General features: G+C 36.4%; 23 protein-coding genes and 5 tRNA genes. 5 read left to right on the top strand and 23 right to left on the bottom strand.

Features of this window, described 5'->3' with window-relative positions; genetic code table 11:
• Window positions 1-81 precede the first annotated feature (81 nt).
• From nusG to rpsU, 11 genes are all read right to left on the bottom strand, one after another.
• Complete coding sequence (nusG, locus tag BLR60_RS18060; protein WP_025143263.1) at window positions 82-621, bottom strand: transcription termination/antitermination protein NusG; 540 nt, start codon at window positions 619-621, stop codon at window positions 82-84.
• A gap of 9 nt (window positions 622-630) precedes the next feature.
• Window positions 631-828, bottom strand: coding sequence for a preprotein translocase subunit SecE (secE, locus tag BLR60_RS18055; protein WP_090502364.1), 198 nt, complete (start codon window positions 826-828; stop codon window positions 631-633).
• A gap of 106 nt (window positions 829-934) precedes the next feature.
• Window positions 935-1,005 (bottom strand) — tRNA-Trp (locus BLR60_RS18050).
• Between the two features lie 57 nt (window positions 1,006-1,062).
• Complete coding sequence (gene tuf / locus BLR60_RS18045) at window positions 1,063-2,250, bottom strand: elongation factor Tu (RefSeq protein ID WP_010601091.1); 1,188 nt, start codon at window positions 2,248-2,250, stop codon at window positions 1,063-1,065.
• 122 nt (window positions 2,251-2,372) lie between these two features.
• A tRNA-Thr gene (locus BLR60_RS18040) sits at window positions 2,373-2,444 on the bottom strand.
• 78 nt (window positions 2,445-2,522) lie between these two features.
• Window positions 2,523-2,598: transfer RNA gene (locus BLR60_RS18035), tRNA-Gly, on the bottom strand.
• Window positions 2,599-2,679: 81 nt separating this feature from the next.
• Window positions 2,680-2,762 (bottom strand) — tRNA-Tyr (locus tag BLR60_RS18030).
• Window positions 2,763-2,801: 39 nt separating this feature from the next.
• A tRNA-Thr gene (locus BLR60_RS18025) sits at window positions 2,802-2,874 on the bottom strand.
• A gap of 848 nt (window positions 2,875-3,722) precedes the next feature.
• Complete coding sequence (gene hpf / locus BLR60_RS18020; RefSeq protein ID WP_090502362.1) at window positions 3,723-4,070, bottom strand: ribosome hibernation-promoting factor, HPF/YfiA family; 348 nt, start codon at window positions 4,068-4,070, stop codon at window positions 3,723-3,725.
• 14 nt (window positions 4,071-4,084) lie between these two features.
• A complete protein-coding gene (locus BLR60_RS18015; RefSeq protein ID WP_090502360.1) occupies window positions 4,085-4,966 on the bottom strand; it encodes a tyrosine-type recombinase/integrase in 882 nt (293 codons plus the stop codon).
• A 158-nt stretch (window positions 4,967-5,124) separates the two neighbouring features.
• The gene (gene rpsU, locus BLR60_RS18010; protein ID WP_086549247.1) at window positions 5,125-5,319 is read right to left on the bottom strand and encodes a 30S ribosomal protein S21; all 195 of its coding nucleotides are present in this window, start codon (window positions 5,317-5,319) and stop codon (window positions 5,125-5,127) included.
• Between the two features lie 166 nt (window positions 5,320-5,485).
• On the opposite strand from rpsU, the gene BLR60_RS18005 reads away from it, so the two are divergent.
• Window positions 5,486-5,872 carry a hypothetical protein gene (locus BLR60_RS18005; RefSeq protein ID WP_090502358.1) on the top strand — a complete coding sequence of 129 codons (387 nt, stop codon included), beginning with the start codon at window positions 5,486-5,488 and terminating at the stop codon, window positions 5,870-5,872.
• A 126-nt stretch (window positions 5,873-5,998) separates the two neighbouring features.
• Here BLR60_RS18005 and BLR60_RS18000 read toward each other — a convergent pair whose 3' ends face one another.
• The 3 genes from BLR60_RS18000 to BLR60_RS17990 form a co-directional block, all read right to left on the bottom strand.
• Window positions 5,999-6,172: a DUF6496 domain-containing protein gene (locus tag BLR60_RS18000; protein WP_208600671.1), complete on the bottom strand. Its 174-nt coding sequence runs from the start codon at window positions 6,170-6,172 to the stop codon at window positions 5,999-6,001.
• 255 nt (window positions 6,173-6,427) lie between these two features.
• The gene (locus BLR60_RS17995; protein ID WP_090502354.1) at window positions 6,428-7,582 is read right to left on the bottom strand and encodes an acyl-CoA dehydrogenase; all 1,155 of its coding nucleotides are present in this window, start codon (window positions 7,580-7,582) and stop codon (window positions 6,428-6,430) included.
• A gap of 1,135 nt (window positions 7,583-8,717) precedes the next feature.
• Window positions 8,718-9,617, bottom strand: a complete 900-nt coding sequence (locus BLR60_RS17990) for a ComEA family DNA-binding protein (RefSeq protein WP_090502352.1) — start codon at window positions 9,615-9,617, stop codon at window positions 8,718-8,720.
• Between the two features lie 94 nt (window positions 9,618-9,711).
• Here BLR60_RS17990 and BLR60_RS17985 point away from each other — a divergent pair, with 94 nt between their 5' ends.
• From BLR60_RS17985 to BLR60_RS17970, 4 genes are all read left to right on the top strand, one after another.
• Complete coding sequence (locus tag BLR60_RS17985) at window positions 9,712-11,463, top strand: lysophospholipid acyltransferase family protein (RefSeq protein WP_090502350.1); 1,752 nt, start codon at window positions 9,712-9,714, stop codon at window positions 11,461-11,463.
• A gap of 327 nt (window positions 11,464-11,790) precedes the next feature.
• Window positions 11,791-12,999, top strand: coding sequence for a hypothetical protein (locus tag BLR60_RS17980; protein ID WP_317039663.1), 1,209 nt, complete (start codon window positions 11,791-11,793; stop codon window positions 12,997-12,999).
• 117 nt (window positions 13,000-13,116) lie between these two features.
• Window positions 13,117-13,392 carry a hypothetical protein gene (locus BLR60_RS17975; RefSeq protein ID WP_090502346.1) on the top strand — a complete coding sequence of 92 codons (276 nt, stop codon included), beginning with the start codon at window positions 13,117-13,119 and terminating at the stop codon, window positions 13,390-13,392.
• Window positions 13,393-13,661: 269 nt separating this feature from the next.
• Window positions 13,662-13,970 carry a hypothetical protein gene (locus BLR60_RS17970; RefSeq protein WP_090502344.1) on the top strand — a complete coding sequence of 103 codons (309 nt, stop codon included), beginning with the start codon at window positions 13,662-13,664 and terminating at the stop codon, window positions 13,968-13,970.
• Between the two features lie 59 nt (window positions 13,971-14,029).
• On the opposite strand, the gene BLR60_RS25340 is transcribed toward BLR60_RS17970, so the two are convergent.
• From BLR60_RS25340 to pheT, 9 genes are all read right to left on the bottom strand, one after another.
• Window positions 14,030-14,152, bottom strand: a complete 123-nt coding sequence (locus BLR60_RS25340; RefSeq protein WP_262502323.1) for a hypothetical protein — start codon at window positions 14,150-14,152, stop codon at window positions 14,030-14,032.
• A gap of 112 nt (window positions 14,153-14,264) precedes the next feature.
• Entirely contained in the window at window positions 14,265-15,482 is a 1,218-nt protein-coding gene (locus BLR60_RS17965) for a M57 family metalloprotease (RefSeq protein ID WP_090502342.1), read from the bottom strand.
• Between the two features lie 160 nt (window positions 15,483-15,642).
• Window positions 15,643-17,001 carry a hypothetical protein gene (locus BLR60_RS17960; protein WP_090502340.1) on the bottom strand — a complete coding sequence of 453 codons (1,359 nt, stop codon included), beginning with the start codon at window positions 16,999-17,001 and terminating at the stop codon, window positions 15,643-15,645.
• A 68-nt stretch (window positions 17,002-17,069) separates the two neighbouring features.
• Window positions 17,070-19,877 (bottom strand): TonB-dependent receptor, encoded by a 2,808-nt coding sequence (locus BLR60_RS17955; protein ID WP_167354773.1) that lies wholly within the window; start codon window positions 19,875-19,877, stop codon window positions 17,070-17,072.
• A 112-nt stretch (window positions 19,878-19,989) separates the two neighbouring features.
• On the bottom strand, window positions 19,990-20,505 hold the full coding sequence (locus BLR60_RS17950; RefSeq protein WP_090502336.1) for an Mpo1 family 2-hydroxy fatty acid dioxygenase: 516 nt from the start codon (window positions 20,503-20,505) through the stop codon (window positions 19,990-19,992).
• Window positions 20,506-20,593: 88 nt separating this feature from the next.
• Window positions 20,594-22,165, bottom strand: coding sequence for a ribonuclease Y (gene rny / locus BLR60_RS17945; RefSeq protein WP_090502335.1), 1,572 nt, complete (start codon window positions 22,163-22,165; stop codon window positions 20,594-20,596).
• 263 nt (window positions 22,166-22,428) lie between these two features.
• Window positions 22,429-22,719, bottom strand: a complete 291-nt coding sequence (locus BLR60_RS17940; protein ID WP_029277272.1) for a cell division protein ZapA — start codon at window positions 22,717-22,719, stop codon at window positions 22,429-22,431.
• A gap of 32 nt (window positions 22,720-22,751) precedes the next feature.
• A complete protein-coding gene (locus BLR60_RS17935; RefSeq protein ID WP_090502333.1) occupies window positions 22,752-23,042 on the bottom strand; it encodes a hypothetical protein in 291 nt (96 codons plus the stop codon).
• Window positions 23,043-23,073: 31 nt separating this feature from the next.
• On the bottom strand, window positions 23,074-25,473 hold the full coding sequence (gene pheT / locus BLR60_RS17930) for a phenylalanine--tRNA ligase subunit beta (RefSeq protein ID WP_090502331.1): 2,400 nt from the start codon (window positions 25,471-25,473) through the stop codon (window positions 23,074-23,076).
• Window positions 25,474-25,501: the final 28 nt, after the last annotated feature.

Raw genomic sequence — 25,501 nt, 5'->3', positions numbered from 1 at the left:
ACTACATCATAATCACAACAAATTCACGGTCATAAAAAAAGCCCCGAATATTCGGAGCTTTTTAATATTTTAATAGTGCAGTTACTCTTTTTCTACCTGCATGTAGTTAAGTTCCAATGGGGTTTTACGACCGAAGATTTTAACCATCACTTTCAGTTTTTTCTTCTCTTCGTTTACCTCTTCGATAATACCAGAGAAACCATTGAAAGGTCCGTCCATTACTTTGATGCCTTCGCCAACATAGTAAGGAACATTCATCGTTTCACCTTGCTCGCTCATTTCATCAACCACACCTAAAATACGGTTAACTTCAGCCTGGCGCATTGGGATTGGGTTACCGGCTTTATCACCTAAGAAACCGATTACACTGTTGATTCCTTTAATGATATGCTCTAATTCTCCATCTAATGTAGCTTCGATTAAAACATAACCTGGATAGAAGTTACGTTCTTTGGCAATTTTTTTACCATCTTTCATTTGGTAATATTTTTCCATAGGAATTAATACCTGTGGAACCAAATGAGAGAAACCTAAACGGCTGATCTCTGCATCAATGTACTGTTTTACTTTCTTTTCCTTACCGCTAACAGCCCTTACAACGTACCACTTTAGATCGCTCATTAGTAAATATTAATTAGAAAGTGATTTATAAAAAGTATCTAACACAAATGTTGATCCTTTATCCATTGCAAAAATAACCAATGCAATAATTAAAGAAGCTATCAATACAAGGATTGCAGAACTTTGCAGTTCGCCCCAAGTAGGCCAGGTAACCTTATTGGTCATCTCATCGTACGATTCTTTTATAAACTCAACTACTTTAGCCATATCAAATTATTGAATGAATGAATGAGAATGAGTGAATGATATTGTTTGAAAAACTGGCTTTCAATTCAATCATTCACTCATCCTTGCACGCTATCACTATGTTTAGCACGGGAACAAGGATTCGAACCCTGATCAAAGGTTTTGGAGACCTCTATTCTACCGTTGAACTATTCCCGTGTATTTAAAAAAGAGCTAGCCTAAACCAGCTCTTTTTTATATTGTGTAGCTTAAAAATTAAGCTAAGATTTCAGTTACCTGACCAGCACCTACTGTTCTACCACCTTCACGGATAGCGAAACGTAGACCTTTTTCCATTGCAATCGCGTTAATTAATTTAACAGTGATTGTAACGTTATCACCTGGCATTACCATTTCTGTTCCTTCAGCTAGTGAGATCTCACCAGTTACGTCTGTGGTACGGAAATAGAATTGAGGACGATATTTGTTGAAGAATGGAGTGTGACGACCACCTTCTGCTTTTGATAATACATAGATCTCAGCTTTGAAATCAGTGTGAGGAGTTACTGAACCTGGTTTACAGATTACCATACCACGACGGATATCAGTTTTCTCAATACCACGTAACAATAAACCTACGTTATCACCAGCTTCACCGTAATCTAAGATTTTACGGAACATCTCAACACCAGTTACTGTAGATTTTAAGTTCTCAGCACCCATACCTAAGATCTCAACTGGATCTCCAGAGTTGATTACACCACGCTCAATACGACCAGTAGCAACAGTACCACGACCAGTAATTGAGAATACGTCTTCAACAGGCATTAAGAAAGGAAGATCAGTTAAACGTGGAGGAATTGGAATGTAGCTATCTACAGCATCCATTAATTCCATGATTTTACCAACCCATTTAGCATCACCGTTTAATCCACCTAGTGCAGAACCTTGGATTACAGGAATATCATCACCTGGGAATTCGTAGAATGATAATAATTCACGAACTTCCATTTCTACTAATTCTAATAATTCAGGATCATCAACCATATCCACTTTATTCATGAATACAACTAATGAAGGTACACCAACCTGACGAGCTAATAGGATGTGCTCGCGAGTTTGTGGCATTGGACCATCAGTAGCAGCAACAACGATAATTGCACCGTCCATCTGAGCAGCACCAGTAACCATGTTTTTCACGTAATCCGCGTGACCTGGACAGTCAACGTGTGCATAGTGACGGTTAGCTGTTGAATACTCAACGTGAGCTGTATTGATTGTAATACCTCTTTCTTTTTCCTCTGGAGCAGAGTCAATTGAATCGAATGAACGTGCCTCAGTTAAACCAGCATCAGCCAAAACTTTTGTAATAGCTGCTGTTAAAGTTGTTTTACCGTGATCGACGTGACCGATTGTACCGATGTTTAAGTGCGGTTTACTGCGGTCAAATTTTTCTTTTGCCATTTTATTTATAACTAATTAGTAGGTTAACTTTTTATTATTTTTTTTATTTATTGTTATTTCAACACAAAAAACCTTGCCTACTCTGCTTATTAAACAGATTTAACAAAGCTTTATTATACCTGAGCCAACTATGGGAATTGAACCCACGACCTCTTCCTTACCAAGGAAGTGCTCTACCGCTGAGCTAAGTCGGCTTTTTAGTTTCCAGTTCCAGCTTTTCGTTTTAATTACATTAAAACTGTTACCAACAACTGCCCACTTTCTAATTCTATTGGAGCGGAAGACGAGGTTCGAACTCGCGACCTATAGCTTGGAAGGCTATCGCTCTACCAACTGAGCTACTTCCGCTTTTAAAAACCAGTGATTGATTGAATGAAAGAATGAGAGAATTGTTCTATCATTAAAACATTTGGTCATTCATTTAAAGTGTGGGGAGAGAAGGATTCGAACCTTCGAAATCTTGCGATAACAGAGTTACAGTCTGTCCCATTTGGCCGCTCTGGAATCTCCCCATCTTTTACTTTAAAATGCTAACACTTTAAAATAAAAAGAGCCTCCTATCGGAATCGAACCAATGACCTACTGATTACAAGTCAGTTGCTCTACCAGCTGAGCTAAGGAGGCTTTAAATTTTCTGCAATGATACGAAAAATCTTCATTTTTCATACTATTAACGTGTTTTTTTAAAACTTTTATCTTTTCACAGAACTAACCTTTTCTTCCCGGCCTAACGCCGTTTCCGAAAGGGAATGCAAATATACACACTTATATTTCACTTCAAAATAAATTTGAAAAAAAATAATGAAGTTATTTTGGTTAATGTGCCTCATATCACTCAAGGAGCTTAATAATCAATCTCTTAAAATGGAATATTTTTTTCATTTTTTTGCATCCATTTTCCTTCTAAATGGGATTACGATCTATAATCCCAATAATTAACAGAAAATAAAAAATAGATTAAATTCATTAAAAGTTAAATTTCATGTACGACGGGCAATTTTTTCATGGAATTGCTAAAGAAAAATAAAATTGGTTTATAGAAATTTGTACGAATAGCTCCCGGTTTCTTTAAATTATCATTACTCTAATCTGATAGCTATCAACCTGAATTCGATTAATAATGCTTTAACTGGGTTATTAGGCGCATTGCATGAATGGTCGTCACCCTGAACTTGTTTCAGGGGCTTTATAGCAAGGTGGTTTAACAAGAAAGATGAAGAAATAAATTGGATAGGTATCGGATCAGCATGACGATCTCGTTAATATAAACATTCAAAAATAACCATGTATGTTTAGCGAATAAACGACTTAGGTATCAGATTTATTTCAGAATCTATCTAGCAGGAAAGACGCTGAAGCACCCGTCCGACCGGCCTGACGGAAGTTCAGCATGACGAAAATCATAAAAAACTAAACAAAAAGAGCGGTGCATTAAAATGCACCGCTCCTTTACATTTATGATTGAGTGATTATTAATAGTCAGTGGCTTCGATCTCACTTAAAATTGCCTTATGCTCACTTAATTTTGCTCTTGTTTTATCTTTATGTTTCGTAATCTGTTTCCTTAACGATTCGATGGCCAGATCTGTGGCTTCTTCAAATGATTTACATTGTTCTTTAGCGAAGAGGGTACCTCCTGGTACGATGAGTTTTATCTCACTGATTTTATTCGCCTCATCATCTACGTTCTCTAACTTTAAATACACTTCTCCGCTAATGATCTGGTCAAAAAACTGATCAAGCTTATTTGCTTTTTTTTGTATAAAATCTAACAACTTACTATCTGCATTGAAGTGGATTGATTGAACTCCGATTTTCATTTTTCCTCCTTTTTTTACGCCTTTGGATGGGCTTGTTTATAAATTGTTTTTAATCTTTCGATCGAATTATGCGTATAAACCTGGGTGGTTGCTAAACTGGCATGCCCCAGAAGTTCTTTGATTGCATTTAGATCTGCACCTGCATTTAACAGGCTGGTGGCATAGCTATGCCGCAACACGTGGGGGCTTTTCTTTTCATTGGTTGATACATGGTTTAGGTATGAGGTTACAATACGGTATATTAATTTCGGATATGCCGCTGCACCTGTATTGGTAACGATTAATATTGGCAAATTGTTATTAAAGTTTTGCAACTTTTTTAAATCGATATAGGTATTGATCTGATTGATAAGCTGTTTATTTATCGGTACGATTCTTTCTTTGTTCCTTTTTCCCAATACCCTAATCGTTCCCGAATAAAGATCAATATCGGTATCTTTTAATTGCAATAGTTCAGTTAAACGTATACCTGTCCCAAAAAGCAGTTCGATAACCAAATGATCGCGAACAGAAGGGAAACTTTCATCAAAATAGTGCTGCGAATCCAGTAAATGATCCATTTTCTGCGCATCTACAAATACCGGCAGCCTTTTGGGTATTTTTGGCGCTTTAATTAAAACCGCAGGGTTTTGATCAATTTCTCCTAACCGGTGTAAAAATTTGTAAAAGCTCCGTAAAGCAGAGATTTTTCTATTAATGGTATTTTCTGAATGTCCGTCATCCATCAATTCAATCAGGTAATCGCGAAGTTGTTGATGTTTAACTTCGGCAAAATCCATTTCCAATGCCTGAATAAATACTTCAAATTGATCTAAATCCTTTTGATAAGCGATAATGGTGTGCTGAGAATAGCGCTTCTCGTGAGTTAAATAGGTGATAAAACTTTTTTGCAACATTCAATAACATTTTATGGGCATTGATATGAAGTTACAAATAGTTTTGATATAAAGAAATCATTAACGAATTGTTTATTATAAGTTTTTGATTTCCCTTAAAACAAAAAATCCTCCTGATTTACATCAGAAGGATTTTAACGTATTTATATCTTAAACAACTATGCAGTTGTATCTTGATTCATATTCTGAATGTAAACAGCATGTTTAATTTCAGTACGACGAGCAACGGATTTTTTCTCGTATGCTTGGCGACTACGTAGTTCTCTCAATACACCAGTTTTTTCAAACTTTTTCTTGAAACGTTTAAGGGCTTTATCTAATGATTCGCCGTCTTTAATGTTGATAATGATCATAACGCTGAAATACCTCCTCTCGTGGTTTTTAAATTTCCCGTGTTATCGGGGCTGCAAATGTAAGCAAAATATTGAAAATGAGAAAGATTTTAAAAAAAGAAATATTATTTAAATCATTGATTGAACTAAACTGTTGTTTACCTACATTTATATATACAATATACTTATGACAACAGGCAAAAAAGTAGGCTCCATTATCGCAATTGTAGTCGTCATTATACTGGTAATCATTTGCTACTATCGGTATTTCTTTGTTTTTGGCGAAGGCGTTAAAGCAGGTGAATTAAATTATGTAGTAAAGAAAGGCTATGTATTTAAAACCTATGAAGGCAAATTAATTCAGAGCGGCATAAAATCGCGACAAACGGGTACGCTACAGAACAACGAATTCGAATTTTCTATTGCCAATCAGGAAATTGCTGAAAAAATGATGGCCAATAGCGGCAAATTTTTCGAATTACATTACAAAGAATATAAACACGCCTTGCCATGGCGCGGATTTAGTGTTTACGTAGTAGATAGCATTTTAACTTCGAAAGATTTACCTCAATAGGGTTTAGGGTTTAGGGTTTAGGGTTTAGGGTTTAGGGTTTAGGGTTTAGGGTTTAGGGTTTAGGGTTTAGGTTAAATTATTATTCTGACGTTTAGTTTTAACCTCACGCCATAAACCTTCCACCTCCTAACCTTTTTTAGGCACCTTTGCTCCTGCTTTTTTGGCTTCCGATAATCCGATGGCAATTGCCTGCTTTTTGGAAGTCACTTTTTTACCTGATCCGCTTTTAAGCTTACCTTCTTTCATTTCGTGCATGGTTTTTTCTACTTTCTCACCAGCTTTTTCTGAATACTTTGCCATTTTATAGTTCATTAGTTTAGTAGCCATTTGTTCATCGGTAACTGCCAATTGCCAACTGAAAATTCTTAATTTCTTTATTCTTTAGTTAAACATTACATCTGAATGGGAGGTTTTAAAATTTTCAGCAAAAAAAAATCCGGAGGTAGTTAAACCATCCGGATTACTCATAATATATTTGGTTTTTAATAAGGTTTAAGGCTTAGGGTGTAAGGTTTAGGGGGCGAACATTTGCCTTAACCATAAACTTTTTACCCGCTACCTCGATAATATTTCGCGGGCAATTACAATCTTTTGTATTTCTGATGTGCCCTCGCCTATTGTACATAATTTACTATCACGATAAAATTTCTCTACGGGAAAATCTTTGGTATAACCATAGCCACCAAATATCTGAACGGCATCTGTAGCTACCTTTACCGAAACCTCTGAAGCAAAATATTTCGCCATAGCCGATTCTTTTGTCATAGGTAAATGCCTGTTCTTTAAATCAGCGGCCTGGCGGATCAATAGTTCCGCAGCTTCAATCTCTGTTGCCATATCTGCAAGTTTGAAACTAATAGCCTGGAAACTGGAGATGGGTTGGCCAAATTGCTGCCGTTGTTTTGAATAAGCCACTGCAGCATCAAAAGCCCCCTTTGCAATTCCTAAAGCCAATGCAGCTATGGAAATCCTTCCGCCATCCAAAACCTTCATGGCCTGTTTAAAACCTTCGCCAACGTTGCCCAACAGATTGGCCTTTGGTACCCGGCAATTATCAAAAATCATCTCTGTGGTTTCCGATGCCCGCATTCCCAGTTTATTTTCTTTTTTTCCAGCGGTAAAACCCGGCGTACCACGTTCTACCACAATGGCTGAAATTCCTTTAGCGCTCCCCTGTTCGCCAGTTCTTACCATCACTACTGCAATATCGCCGCTTTTGCCGTGGGTAATCCAGTTTTTTGCACCGTTTATGATGTAATCATCGCCATCTTCAACCGCCGTGGTCATCATTCTGAGGGCATCCGAGCCGGTATTGGCCTCAGTTAATCCCCAGGCACCGATCCACTCAGCCGTAGCCAGTTTAGGTAGCCATTTTTGCTTTTGTTCTTCGTTGGCAAATGCCAGAATATGGCCGGTACATAAAGAGTTGTGTGCGGCTAATGATAAACCGATTGAACCACAAACCCGGGCTACTTCTACAATGACATCAACATATTCCTGATAGCCTAAACCTGAGCCGCCATATTCTTCTGGAACCAAAACGCCCATCAAGCCCAATTCCCCGAGTTGTTTAAACAACTCTACAGGAAAATGCTGTGCTTCATCCCAATCCATTAAATGTGGACGGATGTTTTTCTCTGCAAAATCGCGGACCATAGCCTTTACACTTTGCTGAGTTTCTGTTTCTGAAAAATCGAAGCTTACGCTCATTAAATATTATATTTATAGTTAGTTAGGGGCAATTATAAACAATTATTTGATAGTTAGTTACCATTAAAGATTTGTGCCGTTACAGAATGAAATGGTATTCGGTTCAATTAGTTTATCGGTTAATTTTAAACCTCGAAATAAACAGCGAAAGTTTTTGTTATTTATTTTACAACTTCAACTGAATATTTTGGAAAATAGGTTTCAATTGAATAAGGATAAAACATTAACAGCTCAAAATCTTTAATATGGTTTGTTTTTAGGAAAGCAAGTTTGAAGCGTTTAGGATGATGCGGTCCCACTGTCCGCTTTAATCGTGCCCGCTTCCATTGCGTTTAAGTGGCGCAGCCAGTAATCAGATTTGAGGTTGCGGGGTGCAGAAAATAATATGCATTTAAGATTATCATCTAGGAGTTTACAGCACTATCCTGCGTACTTAAACCTGATCGCAGCGAACACGGAGTGCAACGGAGTAAAGCGAAGAGCAGGGAGAAACTTTACTATTTACACAGGTTTTGCTTTCCAAAAGCTAAGGACTATTTAAGTACTTTTTTAAGAAAGCCGATCTGGAAGCATTTAGGATTATGCAATCACACTCTCCGATTAATCGTGCCCGCTTCCATTAGGTTTAGGTGGCACGGCCGGTAAGCAGATTTGGGGTTGCACAATGCAGAAATAGCATATGAATTAAGATTGTTCTCCAGGAGTCTAAGCACTATCGTGTGTGCTTAAACCTGATCGCAGCGAACACGGAGTGCAACGGAGTAAAGCGAAGAGCAGGGAGAAACTTTGCTATGTACTACAGGCTTTGCTTTCCAAAAAAAAGCAATTTTTAAATGTGGTTCGTTTTTTAGGAAAGCAGGTTTGGAAGGGTTTAGGATAATGTAGTCCCACTGTACGCTTTACTGCGTGCCCGCTTCCATTAGGTTTAGGTGGCACGGCCGGTAAGCAGATTTGGGGTTGCACAATGCAGAAATAGCATATGAATTAAGATTGTTCTCCAGGAGTCTAAGCACTATCGTGTGTGCTTAAACCTGATCGCAGCGAACACGGAGTGCAACGGAGTAAAGCGAAGAGCAGGGAGAAACTTTGCTATGTAATACAGGCTTTGCTTTCCAAAACTAAAAATGAATACTTTTTAAAAAGAAATATAAGGTGTTATTTTATCGATCACCTGCTGGTTTAGAAGAATAATCTTTTTTAGATCAGATACCCCAGTATAACTGCCATGCTGCCTTCGGTATTGAATAATGGCATTAATCTGTTTAAAAGTAAGATATGGATTGCGCCTTAAATCGTTAAAAGTTGCGGTATTGATATTGATTGTTTTTAAAGGGGCATTACCAATTTTAATCTGGTCTTTAATCTCCGCATACTTATTAGAGTCTAAACCATAAACTTCAAGAAGTTGTTCTTTTTTGTAAAAACCACCTAAACGTTCGCGGTATTTAATAATCCTAAGCGCAAAAGTCCCGCCGATACCTTTAATCTCATCTAACTGCGTAGAGTCTGCCGTATTGATATCAACAATTACCAAAGCTTTCTTAACATATTCCTTTTTTTCAGAAAGCGCATCATTTTTTGAGATTTTAAGGGGCTGATCGGGTATGTTAACATATGTCAGCATCTTTTTATACATTTCTGGCGAAATGGTATACATTTTCTGAAGATCTTCAGCTTTATAGAATCTGCCGCCCTTTGCGGTATAATTCACAATTGATTGCGCCTGTTTTGCCGATAGGCCTAATGTTTCCCAACCTTTCTTATCTAATGTATTGGGATTAAATTTAAACAGCTTGCCTATTTTTTTGTAGCTGGAACCTTCAATCCGATCTCGAACCGCATGATCATATGCCTGATCTTTTATACTGATCTGCTGAATTTGCGCTAAGAGATTCGGATCATCTTTCTGAACCGGCTGATAATAGCCATATATAACTGGAACGGCCTTAATGACAAGAATAATAGCCACCAGAAAAAGTAACCCGTTGAATTCACTTTTGCTAACACCAAAATTTTTGTTGAACCAAATTCTCATTGATGCGATATGACATGTGTATTATAAATATAAATCTTATTTTTGGGATTGCAAAACCGAATAGGTTTTGTCTATCAACAATCTAAGAATTTATATGAAGATCATAACTACATCTGAGTTTGCGAAAGCAACAAAGATAGATAAGCTAGGTGTACCAGGTTTAGCAGGTTTGATGATGGAGATCATGAAACTGAACGACATTAATGACGTATTTGCTCAAAATCAACATTTTAAAGGCTTAGAATTTGTTGACAAAATATTAGAAACCATTGGCGTTTCTATAGAATTTGATAATGATGATTTAAATAGCATTCCGAAAACAGGCCCTTTTATTGCCATTGCAAATCACCCTTATGGTGGTGTAGAAGGTTTGGCCCTGGTTAAACTATTGTGTACGGTGAGACCGGATGCCAAGGTAATGGTTAACTTTATTTTGAAAAAAATACCAAACCTGGATGAGTTTTTTGTGGCGGTGAATCCTTTCGAAAATGTGCAGCATTCTTCCAGTATCAGTGGGTTAAAAACAACTTTTGATCTGCTTAGAAACGGAACACCAATTGGTATTTTCCCTGCAGGAGAGGTTTCTACCTTTAAATTAGATGCGCAGCAGGTAACCGACAGGATGTGGCATCCTGTGGTTGGAAAACTGATTGCTAAAGCTAAAGTACCCGTTGTACCGATATATTTCCATGGCAATAATGGGGTTTTCTTTAATATTTTGAGTTTTATACACCCTACCCTGCGTACAGCAAAACTACCTTCAGAATTTTTGAATAAACATGGTCGCACCATTAAAGTCCGTATTGGTAAGCCAATAGCTGTATCTGAAATTTCGCATATGAACAGCAGCAATAAGCTGATGGACTTTTTAAGGGCCCGTACCTATGCACTTGGTATTGGTTTAGATATAGAGAAAAAACTCTTTAACCCATTAAACTTATTTAAGATTAAAAAGAAACCTGCCGAGGTAATTGAAGAAACTTCGAGGCTCTTAATTAAAGATGAGGTTGCGCTATTGGAAGATTTCAGGGTTTGGACAGAGAAAAATTATGAGGTATATATTGTCCCAACTTTAAAAATCCCGAATATTTTAAGAGAAATTGGCCGTCTGCGGGAAATTACTTTCCGCGAGGTTGGTGAGGGTACCAATAAAAAAATTGACCTCGACAATTATGATATCTACTATAACCACTTATTTATATGGGATAAAGATTTAGAAAATATTGTAGGTGCCTACCGTATTGGTAAGGGTGATGAGATTTTAGAAAGCATGGGTCGCCGTGGTTTTTACCTTTCTGAACTCTTTAAAATGAAAGATCAGTTCTACCCGATGTTAAGACAGGGCATCGAATTGGGCAGATCCTGGATCAGAAAAGAATACCAGGGCAAGCCACTGCCCCTGTTCTTATTGTGGAAAGGCATTTTAAAATATCTGATCGATAACCCACAGTACCGTTATATGTTCGGCCCGGTAAGTATCAGCAATAATTTTTCGAAATTTAGCAAGGCTTTAATTGTTGATTACATTACCAAAAACCACTTCGATTACGAGATGGCCAAATATGTAAAGCCAAGAAACAAATTTAAAGCCGATTTACTGCCTATCTCTACCGATACCCTGGTTGACAGCAGCGAATCTTTTAAAGATCTGGATAGCATTATAGGAGACATTGAAAACACGCATATTAAGATTCCGGTATTGTTAAGGCAGTACATGAACCTGAATGCAAAAATCATCTCGTTCAATATCGATCCTAAGTTTTCTGATTGTTTAGACGGTTTCTTAGTGGTTGATACACATAGTATTCCACCAGAAATTTTGGAAAAACTAGGCAAGAACCTATAATTTATAGCAATAAAAAAACCCAGACATCCATCTGGGTTTTTTATTATCAACTAACCTAAACTTTATAAATACTAACCAAATATTTATGCCACAAAAGTAGGCTGACCATGTTAAATTGGTATTAATGAAATGTTATTTATAGAATTTATTAATATATAGGGCAGAATTGCTGACACCCGTAATTTCTAATGCAAAAAAACTCCAGTAGAGCCGTATACAGAATTCGTGTTAACAACATGTTAAGTAGCAGCAATATTATTCACATAAAGAAATTGTTGCTTTTATATTAATAATAAGTAAATTTAATATAACCAAATATCATGTGGTTTGAAAAGAAGAGTTTACATCTACATTTTGAGGACTATTGTGTTCACTGGCCTGATGATGAATACCATCAACTTAAAGGGACAGCAATATGCTTTCGAGTTTTATGATGGGACCTTTAATTTTAGTGTCGATTCTTCAGTGGTTTTTCCCATACCTCAAACGGCAACAACTTCAGCTGTTTCAAACTTTTACCATCAAATCTCTTCTGCCCGATACGCATCGGTTATTTCATCTTTAGAAAAATACCAGAAAAAATACAATTTAAACGATTGGATTTATTACCAACTGATCCGTAAAACAGCCGAACAGATTAGTCCAAAAGCAGATAACTATTTTGGCTATACTTTATACAAATGGTTTTTATTGAGTAAATGCGGCTACGATGCAAGATTAGCAGTAGGCAATGATCAGGTCATCTTTTATGTGAGAAATGAAGAGGACATTAGCGATATTCCATTTTTTATGATTGAAGGGCAAAAGTTCATGTGCTTAAATTACCATGATTATGGCAAACTATTTAAACAAGCCGATGCTTACAAGCCTGTTAAAATTTCAATTCCGGAGGCTAAAAATCCTTTCTCTTATAAGGTAACCAGGATGCCCGATTTTAAGCCCGAAAGTTATCAGGAAAGAGACATTGAGTTTAGCTACCGTCAGAAAATACATCATTTCAAACTAAAAGTAAATCAGGATGTACAAACCATTTTCAAAAACTACCCGATAGTAGATTTTGAGAGCTATTTTAATATTCCGCTAAGCAGAGAAACCTATGGTTCTCTTATTCCCACACTGAAAGAAAATCTTAAACATATGGATCAGAAAACAGGTGTTGACTACCTGATGAGATTTACCCGTTATGGGTTCCTATACGAAGATGATGGTGAAAACTTTGGTCAAGAAAAACGTTTCTCTCCAGAACAAACATTACTGAGTACATATAGCGATTGTGATGACCGGGCTGCATTATTTTTTTACCTGGTAAAGGAAATATATAACCTGCCGATGATTGCTTTGTTATACCCTAAACATTTAACCATTGCCGTACAGTTCGACAAGCCAATTGGTGAAGCAGTTACTTATAAAGGCAAGAAATATTCTTACTGCGAACCCACACCACAGGCACAAAACTTAAAAATAGGCCAGATAGCCACCAACCTTAAAAACCTTAAATATCAGGTGGTATATGCTTATGAACCTGGTAATAAATAAAAAACCTCTTCATGTTAAATTAAAGTTAACCAAGAATTAAAACAATATTATCTTATCGATAACAAGTATATTAATACCTTATTTGACGTACTTTTATGCACTAAGCATAATAAACAAATGGCCGCTATCATATATACCGTTATTAAAGAATTCTTTGTCGAAATTCATGGTCATCCGGTAAAGGCCAGGATCTTGTCGCCGATTAATGATGATAAAAATTTCAGTTTTCAAGTGAACTCGTACTTTAAAAATTCCAGTGAACAGGAAGCCAATGTACCGGCTTCCACATTTACTTCTTATGCCAATGCCGAACGCCATTTGTTGGGCTACCTGGAAGCATTTCAAAACACCATGGATTTAGGTGGTGATGTGGCACCAGGCGTTAATTTTTAAGTGTTAAGAATTATATTTGCAGAGCAGTTCTGTGCTGATGCCCCGTCATCAAACTTCTTTTCATCCTATGATCTGCCTAGCAGTTAAAGCACAGCAATCATAAACATAACGCTTGTCACTATAGATTAGTAACGATTTTATTGGTAAAATTTATCCGATCTCTTAAACCACAGGAAATTTTAATGTTAACGAAGTGACTTTCCGTTAACATAATCATAATATTAACTTAACTTTCTGTTTTTTTATCTTTGTGGAAACCCATAAGTTAGATGAAAAAGAATAAATCCAAGTCGAAAAGTCATTCGGCAAATAAAAAGCTACGTAAAGAATTAGAATCGAAATTAGCTCTTGCATTTAACGAATTGGTTAATCAATACGGCAAATCAAAAAAAACGGAAAAAGTAATCGAGAAATTCGCAAAGCAACTGGTTAAAAAAGTTGTTTTCGCTACTCAAGATGATTCTATTACGCCATATATTAAGGAGGAAGAAGTACTAGTTGCTGCCCCAAAAGCAAAAACGATTAAGCCTATTGCTGTAAAAAAAGCTAAAGTTGAGGTTGAAAAAGAAAATATTTAAAAAAGGAAGCCTTCTCATAACGTTATGAGAAGGCTTTCTTCTAATCTTTATTTGATATTTTAGTATACGTTCGTTTGAGGCGTAAAGTTAGCCCAGCCTGATGTCCAGTCTGAAGTACCAAATGCACCACGATAGGCCACTACATCAAAACCGGTTAAGCCTGTAAAACTAGCGCCCGCCAATAAAATTGACCCCGTATTTAATGTGAATTTAGGAGTAGCACCTAGATCAAAAATAGTTTCATCAATTCCTAAATCCTGCCATTTTTAATTTGTTAAGAATAATTAAAATTAATTAATCCCAGAAAAAATTAAATGCTTTCGTCATATCACTTATCGAAGGATTACTATCAGAAATTATTTTTAACTGAACATAGAAATAATCATGATTAGACTGTTGTAATTTATACCTATAATTATCACTACCAGTAAAAGAACCATTATTCGGAATATTTGAAGCTATAATGCCTTTACTTATCCCATATTGATAAATTTCAATTGAAACAGTTGACGACGAGACTAAATTACTATTCCATGTGATTTCCGGGTGTAAATCAGAATCACCATAACCAGCAAATGGACTAACGTCATTTATCCAATTATCATATATACCATAAGGATAAAGCGTTTGAGCCGCAATAATATCATAAGAAGAAAATGAACTCCAATTTGGAACAGTTTGAAAACTTGCGCCATTATTCATGATAGAAGCTGGATCAGTTGTGGGTGTTCCTGCTATTTGGATAGCACCTTGTGGAGCATTATATTCTCTCCAGTCTGATTGCCAATTTGTATGTCTAAAACCTAAACAATGTCCTAATTCATGACTCAATATAAATATTTTCTGACCTTCGGACAAATTAATACTAGTATTTATGTGTATACTATAGCCTGCATTATCTGAATTTGGGAACTCTGCATAAGCATAAGAACTAGGGTCTAACGGAACCCCCTCAATAATTGTTATTGCATTATTTGTATATTGATTGGTCCATTTATTATTAAAATCATTATAAAAATTTATTTTACAATTAGGGATATTCTGCCAGTTTTCAGTAGCTGCTTTCCAAGCAGAACTCCACGGAACACCATTCGGATTAGGATATGAATCGTAGTAAACTTTTATATTTTCAACATTTTGAGATGAAATTATACTATTAGTACGCCATTGAGATATTTTATTAGGTGTACCTCCCGGCGAATTCATCTGGATTGTTTGTTTTAAATTTCTAGAAAAATCAGCACCCCCTTTCAAATATTGACTAACCCTTTGCAAATCAGATTTGTTTTTCTTAAACAACATATCTCCCTCTACTAGATAGTACTCCCCAACATCCTTTATGTTTTCTGATTTAACACCACTACTAATTATTAAATTATAAAGTTGTTCATCTGTATTAACAATAGGTTCCTTTTTTATTGATAAGTTTTCTTTTCTACAGCTTGTTACTGTAATAAGCCCAATAATCATAACTATTACGATTTTAAGAGCATTTTCATTTAGTATTTTCATAATTAAAAATACTCTACCAATATTAATTGCAAATTAACTATCAATCAAGTTATAGACTTAATATTATTAAAATATAATTTTTAAAATACTTAAAGTTTCTAATAAAAAAGCCAGATATCTCTATCTGGCTTTCTAAATACAACTAATTATTTAAATACTACTAGTACACATTTGTCTTAGGTGTCCAGCTAGCCCAACCAGTAGTCCAGTTGGTAGTTCCGAAAGCACCTTTATATGTCACTTTTTCAAAGAATGAATCATTTTGATCACCTGCAAAAACAGCACCAGTTAATGCGATAGAACCAGTAGCTGGCAACAAGTTAGGAGCAGCTAAATTGAATGCATCTGTTAAGCCAGCAGCAGCTGAAGAAGCTATACTCACTGTTCCAGAAGCTAAAGCTTTTGCCTCAATAGCGGCAGCAGAAGCGCCAGTTACAGTAACATCACTACCTAATTTGAAAGGGGCTGTAAGAGCAAAAATAATATTGTTATTAAATTGAGAAGTACCATCGATGAACGCGTTATAAGTACCATTCGACTCTAATGATAAACCACCTTTAGGGTGACCTAACATAATTGAGTTATTTAACACAAATGCAGTATTTCTTCTCCATCTGTTGGCAAAGTTATGGTTAGCAGCAGTATTAGCAGCTCCATTTGGGCCTAAAATTGTGAAATTTGAAAGGTTAGGTTTTGTTCTTGGGGTGGCATCTGAACCTGTTGCGTTATTATCGCATTCAATACCGTTACCAGCATCACCACCATCAACAAAATTCGGATCTCTTAAAGACATTGCAAATTGAATTTTACCTTTATATCCATTATCAAAATCGAAATCATCATCAGCAGTAGCATATGCAATTAAGTACTTCGCATTTACTGTCCCACCAAAAAACTCAAAGGCATCATCGTTACCATAAGCAACCATAATATGATCAAGCGTTGTACCTGAACCAACACCGCCTAATGTTAAACCATTAATTTCAGAGTTTGGTTCAGCAGCAATACCAGCAAATTCGATACGTACATACTTGATGATTCCTGAGTTATCATTATCAACCGTTCCACCATACTGTTTACCAACACCACCTTCTATAGTTGGATTGTTTGCATTAACGGTTGCTCTACCTAGTACAATAATTCCACCCCAATCTCCGGGAGCTCTTTCAGCAGCAGCTTTTCCTGATGTAAATACAATTGGAGCATTAGCTGTTCCTTCTGCCATAATTTTAGCTCCTCTTTCAATAATTAAAGCTCCTTTATTAGCAACACTCGATTTAATAATGGTTCCTGGTTCGATTGTCAATGTTGCACCTTCTTCAAAGTAGGTATAGCCCGAAAGTGTTACTGTTCCTTTACGAACAACTACATTCTGACCAGCTTTATAGGTTCCAGAAATAGTTCCGCCGTTTGTGATTTCTACATTCCCTGTAGCTCCTGTTTCTTCGTTGTTCTTTTTACAAGCTGTAAAACAAACTGTAGCCATTGCAAGCGCTACCAATGAGATTTTCATTTTCATATTAATTGTTTTTTAAAATTAGGTTACCCGTGTTACTAGACTGCTGTTTTTATATTATAATTTGATTGTTATTTAGCAAATGATAAGTTGTAGCTAAAACTAATGGTGAAATTGGTTCCGAATTTTGATGTTACATATTGTTTATCTACCTTACTGTCAAAATTGGTTTTATCATCCATATTTAAGTAAAAGATGCTTTTTTGATTAAAGATATCTCCGGCATTAAGTTTCAACTCTGCTTTATTCTTCAATAGCTTTTTACTAACCTGGAAATCTACTACATCTCTTGAATTTTCCCAGATATTAGGGATTAAGGTATTTCCAACGAATGCAATTCGCTGTCCTACTCTGTTGTAAAGTCCCGTAAAAGTAAGACCAGTCGGTTCATTAGCATATTGTAAACCTGCGTTAATTAAGTATGGCGACTGACCTTGTAATGGCCTGGCATTCAACCCAATGGTATTTAGTTTAACTTCTGATTTAATATAGCTCAGGTTGGCAAAGAAAGTAAGGTCATTGAAAAATCCTGTCTCACTGATAAAATCAAATCTCTTTCTAATATCTACCTCTGCGCCGAATGAATAAGCTTTACCTATATTTAAATAATTAACCTGACGACGTTCAGGAGTTCCACCTTCATCTAAAGTTTGCTCTATTGCATTATTAAAATCTTTATAGAATAGAGAGAAAGTGATTGCTTCTCCTGCTTTAGGATATAGTTCATAGCGTAAATCAGCATTATTGATCGTTCCCCTTTTCAACATTGGGTTACCTAAAGTAGACGTCTGGCTTACGAAATCGTAAAATGTAAAAGGAGCAAGTTCCCTTAATTCTGGACGCGAAACAGTTCTTGATCCTGAAACCCTGAAATTACTTTTTTCATTGATTGAATAAGTATAATTCACCGAAGGCAATACATCAAAAAAGGTCTGATCAAAACTTCTTGCAGTTCCACTTAAATCAATATAATCGATATTCTGGTGATAATGTTCGACCCTGGCTCCCCAAGTTAACCTCGAATTTTCACCAAAATGATTATCAAGCATTAAGTAACCAGCGTTTAAGAGTGTTTGTGCCTGATAAGAATCGGTATTACTTGTAAAGTCATTTAAATAGAAACCACCTGAAGTTGCCATGTTCGAAGGATTAAAAATGATATCCTTTGGCTGGCTCAGTATTTGCTCATCATAACTTGCAGATCCTGAAGTATTGTATAGATAATTAAAGATTCTGGCCTTAAAATCTCTGGTTTTGTACATACACAAAAACCCGGTTTTAAAGATGCTTTTTTTGCTAAACGATGAGAACGGCAAAGAATAATTAGCTAATGCTGAAAAATTATCCTCTTTCATTTCTGCAAAAAATCGACGGCTGTTACGATCAACAAGCGAGTAAACATTTGAAGTACTTCCCCCAACCTGGCGATAATAAATAGACCTTAAATCAGGCTGATCTCTGTTAATATTAGAATAACTTAAGTTCCAGTTAATTTTTTGGTCAGCTTTGCCAAACTGATGTTCGCCTTCCAGCTGTGTATTATATATTGTTTTGCGGGTTTGATCAGAGTTGTTAAAACGCAGATTAGCGTCAATATTGGTATTGAATCCACTTCTCTGTGTATATATATCTTCTAAAACATTATTTAGCAGGTTTTTAAAACCAAATTTATTCTTACCTTTTTTGTAAGTAATGTTTGCCAATACCCCAATACTTGTATTGAAAACATTCTGTGTATCATTATAATCATAGTAAATATCCTTGAAATTATTCTGATAATCATTTCTTTGAACTGGATTAATATTTTGTGAATTTCTATATGACAATGAAAGAACACTTCCTAGAGATCCGCCATTCTCGAAATCTTTCCGGTTACCCCAAGTAATCTGGTGATTTTGAGAAGGAAGTGCTTTATAGCTGTTTTCAGCATAAGCATTTGGTAAAAGTTTAGAGAAATTTACCTTATCCTGTGCAGGAAGTGGATTATACGTTTGAAAAGATTTCGGAAAAGACGAAGGAAATTTTCTTCCCTGATCAATAAGTCCAAGATATTCACTACCACTTCTCTCATTAGAAGTAAAATCCTTAAAAGTAGATTGTGTATTATAACCCCAGCTAGTGGAAAAATTTAAATAGCTCTGATCTGGAACATCCTTAGTAATTACTTGTATAATACCACCAGCAAAATCACCTGGTAAATCAGGAGATGCCGTTTTATATACTATTAAGTTATCAATTAAATTTGCAGGTATAATATCAAAAGAGAAAGCTTTTTTATCTGGCTCAGTTGAGGGCAATAAAGAGTTGTTAAGCATAGAAGTATTATACCTGTCTGCAAGCCCTCTGATAACTACAAATTTATTATTTTGAATACTGGCGCCACTTACCCTTTTTAATACTTCAGAAGTGTTTCTATCAGGAGATTTTTGAATAATTTCCGCAGAAATACCACTTGAAATACTAATGCTGTTTTTTTGTTGAGCATACAAAGCATTAATACTTTCTTTTTTGAAAGAGCCTTGAATAACAACCTCAGATAAATTCTGAGAGTTGGCTTCCTCAAGTATCACATTTAGTGTAGTAATTTTGCTATCCGAGACGTCGATATCACTGATTTCTTTGGTTGTATAACCAACATATTGATATACTAAAGTATATTTTTGTGATGTTAAGCCTGATATAGTGTATTTGCCATCCACATCAGTAGCCATACCCTTAGTTGTACCTTTAATCTTAACCGTTACCCCAATTAAGGTTTCTCCCGTTTTTTTATCGGTAACCGTTCCAGAAATTTTTCCGGTCTGTGCATACGAAAGTATGCTGATCGTTAAAGCGAACACAGTAAGTGCCGCTCTTTTAAAAGAGTTTAGTAATTCCAATTTGCCTTTATTTGATAAGGGCAAAATTATTACCACAGTGTTAACTGTAAGTTAGATGTTAATTAAGATTGCTTTACTTTAAAGTTAACTAAATATTAACAAGCATTTTTGATCAGTAACGAATACCCACTTTCTTGCAAATGAAGTGCAATAACCAGATCGGGCCAATTAACAAGAATTTAACATCATCTAAAAAAGAAGGTTTTTTCCCTTCTATTTTGTGTCCGATAAACTGCCCCACCCAGGCGGCTACAAATATTGCGGCATAAATGGCGTAAGCGGTTCCGCTGCCTAAACCTACTACCTGTTCAATTTTAACAATGATGTAACTCATTAGTCCCACCACCCAGATCATCATGAAGAATAAAACCGGCGATAAAGTGAAATAATAATACAAGCTAAAGGCCAACAGAAACGAAGCCCAGTTAAAAAAACCATTATAATTACCTAGAAAACCGAGATGCGGAAAAGGAATTTGCCACACTAAACCCAATAAGCTAAATACAATTAACGGAACACAGATCCAGTGTACCAGTTTATTGGTTGGGTTTTGGTGACTTTCTGCGTACTTGTCAAAAAGTACATCAACGGGTCTCTTTGGTTCAATTTTAATGGTTTGCTTGCTCATTATGTAAAAATAAAAAAAGCGATGGAATATCCATCGCTTTATATAATAGACCTGATAGGTTTTTGAAACCTATCAGGTCTTAAAAGTATTATTTCGCAAATGCAACAGAACGGGTTTCCCTGATTACGGTAACCTTAATCTGCCCCGGATAGGTCATTTCCGTTTGGATGCGGGTAGAAATATCAGCAGCTAAAAGTTCTGCCTGTGCATCGGTAATACGCTCACTTTCTACGATTACGCGTAATTCTCTACCGGCCTGAATGGCAAAAGTTTTTTCTACGCCTGGGTAAGATAAAGCCAGTTCTTCTAAATCTTTCAAACGTTTAATATAACTTTCCACCACCTCACGACGTGCACCCGGGCGGGCGCCAGAAATGGCATCACAAGCCTGTACAATTGGAGAAATCATTGAGGTCATCTCAATTTCATCGTGGTGGGCACCAATGGCATTGCAAATTTCTGGATGTTCTTTGTATTTTTCAGCCAGCTGCATACCTAAAATAGCGTGTGGCAATTCTGGATTATCATCAGGCACTTTACCAATATCGTGTAATAAACCTGCACGTTTAGCCAATTTAGCATTTAAGCCTAATTCTGCAGCCATAGTAGCACAGAAATTAGCTACCTCACGAGAGTGATGTAATAGGTTTTGACCATATGAGGAACGATAACGCATACGGCCAACCATACGAATTAACTCAGGGTGCAGGCCATGAATACCTAAATCGATTACCGTACGCTCTCCAATTTCTACGATCTCATCTTCGATCTGTTTTTTGGTTTTGGCTACAATTTCTTCAATACGTGCCGGGTGGATCCGACCGTCTGTTACCAAACGGTGTAAAGCCAAACGGGCAATTTCTCTTCTTACCGGGTCGAAACCTGACAAAATAATGGCTTCCGGTGTATCATCTACAATAATCTCAATACCGGTTGCAGCCTCTAAAGCGCGGATATTTCTACCTTCTCTACCAATAACGCGACCTTTAATTTCGTCGCTTTCGATATGAAAAATAGATACAGAGTTTTCGATTGCAGCCTCTGTAGCAGTACGCTGAATGGTTTGGATCACTACTTTTTTAGCTTCTTTGCTAGCCGTTAATTTGGCTTCATCTACAATATCCTTCACCTGCATCATAGCCTGTGTACGGGCTTCCTGTTTCAAATTTTCTACCAATTGTTCTTTAGCTTCTTCAGCAGAAAGGCCAGCAATGGTTTCCAATTGTTTTAAATGCTGATTTTTAAGCACTTCTACCTCTTCTTGCTTTTTAATAGCAAGCTCAGTTTGTTTTTCGAGGTTACTTTTTTGCTTATCGAGTTCCTGTTCTTTTTTATTAAAATTTTCCATACGCTGATTTACCGATTGCTCTTTCTGCTTCATGGTATTTTCGCGCTGGTTAATGGTATTGTTTCTGGAACTAACTTCTTGTTCGTGCTCGGCTTTTAACTGTAAAAATTTCTCTTTTGCTTCTAAAAGTTTATTCTTTTTTAAAATCTCTGCATTGTTTTCTGCATCTTTTAAAATCTTTTTCACTTTGTTCTGTGCAGCAATTTCCTGCTGCTTAAGCAAGTTACGCAGGAGAAATCTTCCTATTACTACTCCAATAGCTATACCCGCTATTACGGCAAATACATATCCTAATATTTCAACTATTTCCATTTTGTTTTTTATGTAAAAAAAAACCGCAACTAATTTTTAAAGTCTCATACATTTTAAACCTCAACTAAGCATAATTAGGGTTTAAGCCATTTTCAGGTGCCAAAGCAGATGAAATACGCCCTCTTAACCCTATAGATATTGAAGTGTTAAGTTTTATAAAATTTGAAACTCAAAAACTAGCTACGGCTATGTTTTTATGCTAAATATGGGCATTGCCTAAACGCTGAAATAATCCAACGTTACGAATGCCGAAAGAACGAACCTTATTTTGAAAAGAAATTACTGAGTAAAACATCCAATTCTTCAACTTTATCGGCAACAGCAGTATCCTGGTTTTGTACTTTATTTTCTGTTCTTAATACAGCCGTTGCATAGTGCAATACAGCCATAGAAAGAAGATCTTGCTTATCTCTAACCGCATAATTATCCTGATAATCCTTTATGCGCTCGTTGATCATTTTCGCTGCCCGTCTCACAATTTCTTCCTCTTCCATATTTACCTTTAGTGGATAAATACGGTCGGAAATGGTTATTTTAATCGAGATTTCTCCCATTTGTTAGCTTAGTTTCTGATTTCCCTGCATCACTATTTTTTTAATAATGCAATACTCTTATCAATCTCCCGCACAAAATCGTTAATTTTTTGTTTAATGTCAAGCGATTTTTCACTTGCCCCCTCTATACTCTTGGCCAATTTTGTAACCCTTAATTTTTCATCAAGTTCTACATTCTTACCTTTCGCCGTATCGAGTGCTACCTTTAACGATTGATTTTCAAGCTTTAATAAATCATTTTCTTCCTGTAGCGTATTACATAAGGCCAGTACCTGGGCCGTTTTTTGTAATACTTTATCTAATTGATCTGCAACAGAAGCCATGAATTTATTTCTAAAAATACGAATTTATATTTTATTTCCTAATTTCTGCGCCAGCTTGTGCCGTTAAATTCGCGATTAATTTCTGCATGGTATGCTCAATCTGCTTATCGGTCAAGGTTTGTTCCTCGTCCTGCAAAATAAAATTCAATGCATAAGATTTTTTCCCCTCAGGCAATTTATCACCAACGTATACATCGAACACACCAACTTCTTTGATCAGTTTTTTATCAGTTTTAAAAGCAATTCCTTTCAACGTATCGAAAGTTACATGCTGATCAATCAATAAGGAAAGATCGCGACGTACCTGCGGATATTTAGCAACATCTTTGTGTACGATTTTATTTTTCCTCACAATATCCAGCAAAACAGCCCAATCAAAATCGGCATAAAATACTTCAGCATTTACATCAGCCACTTTACGGTCGGCTTTTGAAACAGCACCGAAACTTACCAAAGTTTTGTCTCCACGAAAATATTTAATGCCATAAGCAAAGTTTTCGTCGTTCAACGCTTCAGATTGATAACTTGTAATACCTAAGCGGGATATAATGGCATCAACTGCTGATTTTAAATTATAAAAAGTTGCCGGTTTGGCATTGTGGTTCCATTGCTCACTTTGTTTAGCACCAGAAATTAACAACAATAACCTTGGGCGCTCCACATACTTCTCGTTAATTAAATGATAGGTTTTACCAAATTCGTAAAACTTCACATCCGCATTTTTACGGTTCTGGTTGTAAGCTACACTTTCTAAAGCCGGCATCAATAAATTCTGGCGCATTACATTTAAATCACTGCTTAACGGATTTAAAATAAATACGGCTTCGTCTAAATTTTTCGAATAAGCCGATTTGGTTAACGAATTGCACATAATTTCGGCATAACCGTTAGCGGCAAGCATATCTGCAATTACGTTATGTGTATTTTCTTTTTCAGGCTTAATGCTGTAAGAAAGCGAGGCATTTACCTTCGAAGGGATTTCGATATTGTTATAACCGTAAATGCGCAATACCTCTTCTGTAATATCGCATTCGCGGGTTACATCCACTTTAAATGACGGTACCCTTAAAGCTAAAGTATCATCAGAAGTATTGGTTGCCGAGATGCCTAAAGCGGTAATAATGTGTTTAATTTCTGCAGAAGGAATATTTGCGCCGATTAATTTATTGATATTGGTATAACTTACTTCAAACTCAAACGGCTTGATGTGGTTTGGATAAATATCAGCAACTGGAGAAGAAATTTCGCCACCAGCCAGTTCTTTGATCAACAAGGCCGCATATTTTAATGCCGTTACCGTAATCTCCGGATCGGTACCACGCTCGTAACGGAAAGAGGCATCGGTTTTTAAACCATGTCTTTTCGAAGTTTTACGAACAGAAACAGAATTGAAATAAGCACTTTCCAGGAAAACATTTTGCGTATTGGTATCAACACCCGAAGATTTCCCACCGAAAACCCCCGCTATACACATTGGTGCTTCAGCATTGCAGATCATTAAATCATCCGCTCTTAACTTACGCTCCACATCATCAAGGGTTATAAACGGTGTTCCCTCGGCAACTTTTTTCACGATTACTTTTCCACCGGTAATTTTATTGGCGTCGAACGCATGTAAAGGTTGACCTAAACCATGAAGCACATAATTGGTAATATCAACAACGTTATTGATCGGACGTAAACCGATTACCTTCAATTTATCTTTTAACCATTCAGGCGATTCTTTTACGGTAACGCCCGAGATGGTAACGCTGCTATAACGCGGGCAAGCTTCCAAATCTTCAACTTCAACCGGGATAACCAAATTTTCATTATCCGTTTTGAATGCAGAAATATCAGGCATTTCGTATTCACTCCTGAAATAAGCAGCTAAATCTCTAGCTACACCTAAATGCGAAGCTGCATCGGCACGGTTCGGGGTTAACCCAATTTCGAAAACAAAATCATCTTCCATTTTGAAGTGATCTTTTGCACGGATCCCAACTTCGGTATCTTCAGCAAGAATCATAATCCCATCATGCGATTTGCCTAAACCAATTTCATCTTCGGCACAGATCATCCCCTGTGAAAGTTCGCCCCTGATTTTTGATTCTTTTATCTTAAAAGGTTCTCCCTCTAAAGGATATACCGTAGTACCGACAGTAGCCACTACAACTTTTTGACCAGAACCTACATTTGGCGCACCGCAAACAATCTGAAGGTTTTCTTTACCGCCAACATTTACCGTAGTAATGCGCAAACGATCGGCATTGGGATGTTGAACACAGGTTAATACTTCGCCGATAACCAAGCCCTCTAATCCGCCCACAACAGGCTGCACTTTTTCTACACTTTCTACCTCTAAACCAACGTTGGTAAGAATTAAAGAAAGCTCCTGAGGTGTTTTATCAATTTGTACGAATTGTTTTAACCAGTTATATGATATTTTCATTTATTGAAATTTGAGATTCGAGACCTTA

The organism is Pedobacter terrae (assembly GCF_900100705.1).
Taxonomy (GTDB): domain Bacteria; phylum Bacteroidota; class Bacteroidia; order Sphingobacteriales; family Sphingobacteriaceae; genus Pedobacter; species Pedobacter terrae.
The sequence above is the reverse complement of the archived record's forward strand: the minus strand, read 5'-3'. Positions and strand labels throughout refer to the sequence as shown.

What these genes read in the sequence shown, in the direction of transcription:
- BLR60_RS17975 (WP_090502346.1), top strand. Translation starts at nt 13,117, where the DNA reads ATGGCCGCTATCATATATACCGTTATTAAAGAATTCTTTGTCGAAATT.
- BLR60_RS17965 (WP_090502342.1), bottom strand. Translation starts at nt 15,482, where the DNA reads ATGAAAATACTAAATGAAAATGCTCTTAAAATCGTAATAGTTATGATT.
- hpf (WP_090502362.1), bottom strand. Translation starts at nt 4,070, where the DNA reads ATGAAAATCGGAGTTCAATCAATCCACTTCAATGCAGATAGTAAGTTG.
- BLR60_RS17985 (WP_090502350.1), top strand. Translation starts at nt 9,712, where the DNA reads ATGAAGATCATAACTACATCTGAGTTTGCGAAAGCAACAAAGATAGAT.
- BLR60_RS17940 (WP_029277272.1), bottom strand. Translation starts at nt 22,719, where the DNA reads ATGGGAGAAATCTCGATTAAAATAACCATTTCCGACCGTATTTATCCA.
- BLR60_RS17960 (WP_090502340.1), bottom strand. Translation starts at nt 17,001, where the DNA reads ATGAAAATGAAAATCTCATTGGTAGCGCTTGCAATGGCTACAGTTTGT.
- tuf (WP_010601091.1), bottom strand. Translation starts at nt 2,250, where the DNA reads ATGGCAAAAGAAAAATTTGACCGCAGTAAACCGCACTTAAACATCGGT.
- BLR60_RS18015 (WP_090502360.1), bottom strand. Translation starts at nt 4,966, where the DNA reads ATGTTGCAAAAAAGTTTTATCACCTATTTAACTCACGAGAAGCGCTAT.
- BLR60_RS17950 (WP_090502336.1), bottom strand. Translation starts at nt 20,505, where the DNA reads ATGAGCAAGCAAACCATTAAAATTGAACCAAAGAGACCCGTTGATGTA.
- BLR60_RS17935 (WP_090502333.1), bottom strand. Translation starts at nt 23,042, where the DNA reads ATGGCTTCTGTTGCAGATCAATTAGATAAAGTATTACAAAAAACGGCC.
- BLR60_RS17990 (WP_090502352.1), bottom strand. Translation starts at nt 9,617, where the DNA reads ATGAGAATTTGGTTCAACAAAAATTTTGGTGTTAGCAAAAGTGAATTC.
- BLR60_RS18005 (WP_090502358.1), top strand. Translation starts at nt 5,486, where the DNA reads ATGACAACAGGCAAAAAAGTAGGCTCCATTATCGCAATTGTAGTCGTC.
- nusG (WP_025143263.1), bottom strand. Translation starts at nt 621, where the DNA reads ATGAGCGATCTAAAGTGGTACGTTGTAAGGGCTGTTAGCGGTAAGGAA.
- BLR60_RS18000 (WP_208600671.1), bottom strand. Translation starts at nt 6,172, where the DNA reads ATGGCAAAGTATTCAGAAAAAGCTGGTGAGAAAGTAGAAAAAACCATG.
- BLR60_RS17970 (WP_090502344.1), top strand. Translation starts at nt 13,662, where the DNA reads ATGAAAAAGAATAAATCCAAGTCGAAAAGTCATTCGGCAAATAAAAAG.
- rny (WP_090502335.1), bottom strand. Translation starts at nt 22,165, where the DNA reads ATGGAAATAGTTGAAATATTAGGATATGTATTTGCCGTAATAGCGGGT.
- secE (WP_090502364.1), bottom strand. Translation starts at nt 828, where the DNA reads ATGGCTAAAGTAGTTGAGTTTATAAAAGAATCGTACGATGAGATGACC.
- rpsU (WP_086549247.1), bottom strand. Translation starts at nt 5,319, where the DNA reads ATGATCATTATCAACATTAAAGACGGCGAATCATTAGATAAAGCCCTT.
- pheT (WP_090502331.1), bottom strand. Translation starts at nt 25,473, where the DNA reads ATGAAAATATCATATAACTGGTTAAAACAATTCGTACAAATTGATAAA.
- BLR60_RS17995 (WP_090502354.1), bottom strand. Translation starts at nt 7,582, where the DNA reads ATGAGCGTAAGCTTCGATTTTTCAGAAACAGAAACTCAGCAAAGTGTA.